The sequence below is a fragment of the Alistipes sp. DJF_B185 genome, assembly GCF_964250025.1.
Lineage (GTDB): Bacteria > Bacteroidota > Bacteroidia > Bacteroidales > Rikenellaceae > Alistipes > Alistipes finegoldii.
On sequence record NZ_CAXUDY010000083.1, the window covers coordinates 1 to 835 of the forward strand.

At 53.8% G+C, this 835-nt stretch carries 1 protein-coding gene; it reads left to right on the plus strand.

The genetic code is table 11. The annotated features are described in order from the left end of the window. Positions 1–188: 188 nt before the first annotated feature. Complete coding sequence (locus ACESTR_RS16285) at positions 189–626, plus strand: DUF4186 domain-containing protein (RefSeq protein ID WP_082426807.1); 438 nt, start codon at positions 189–191, stop codon at positions 624–626. Positions 627–835 lie beyond the last annotated feature (209 nt).

Genomic DNA, 835 nt, shown 5'->3' on the forward strand with positions numbered 1-835 from the left:
TAGCGACCGTATGGAAACTTTATTGAAAGCGCTGCTCCTGACGACGGAAATTTTGTCGCTGCCGGCAGCCGTCGGATTGGCATGGCTGATACTGTTCCCGGAATACCCCGAGCGAAAATCCCCGCAGGAACAGATAAAAACGCATTGACTGTTCGTATCTTTGTTGCTGACTTAATCTGCGGAGAAAAATGATTGAAAATACCCATGCGGCAGAATCCTTCGATGCGTTGTTCGCCCGGCTGGCGACATCCGAGTTCCGCCGAAGATTTCGTCTGAAAGCGGAAGATATCGCCTATATCGAGCGAAAAGGCATGGAGACTATCCGGCGTCATGCCGCAGATTTCGTGCGCATGCGCCTCGCTCCGGCCGTTATTCCCAATGACGGGCGGCAGACCCCTATGCGCGGGCATCCGGTCTTTATCGCCCAGCACGCCACGGCCTGCTGCTGCCGGGGATGTCTGGCCAAGTGGCACGGCATCCCACCCGGGCGAGAACTGGCGACCGAAGAACAACGATATATCGTTGCGGTATTGACGGCATGGATCGAACGTCATGAAACCCGGCATCAGACGGTGGGAATTTCCGACGGGGAATCCGTTGGATACAAAACTGCTGTAAGGAGATAAAGCGGCGAAGCCGGTAGTATTTTCGTCCGTTAAGACGGACAGGGCGGCGCTCCCGCAGGCATTCTTCGATGCTGAATGTCACGGCCGGAACTGTCCGGTGCGGAGGTTTTTATGCATCAGTGAAAACGTTTCGAAACAGTGGAGATCTTACGGTCTTTTCTTGTCAAAATCATTTTGCAAAAGGATTCCAGACATAAGTTCCGCACGCT

Excerpts from the sequence above, each read along its gene's own strand:
- ACESTR_RS16285 (WP_082426807.1), top strand. The coding sequence starts at position 189 with ATGATTGAAAATACCCATGCGGCAGAATCCTTCGATGCGTTGTTCGCC.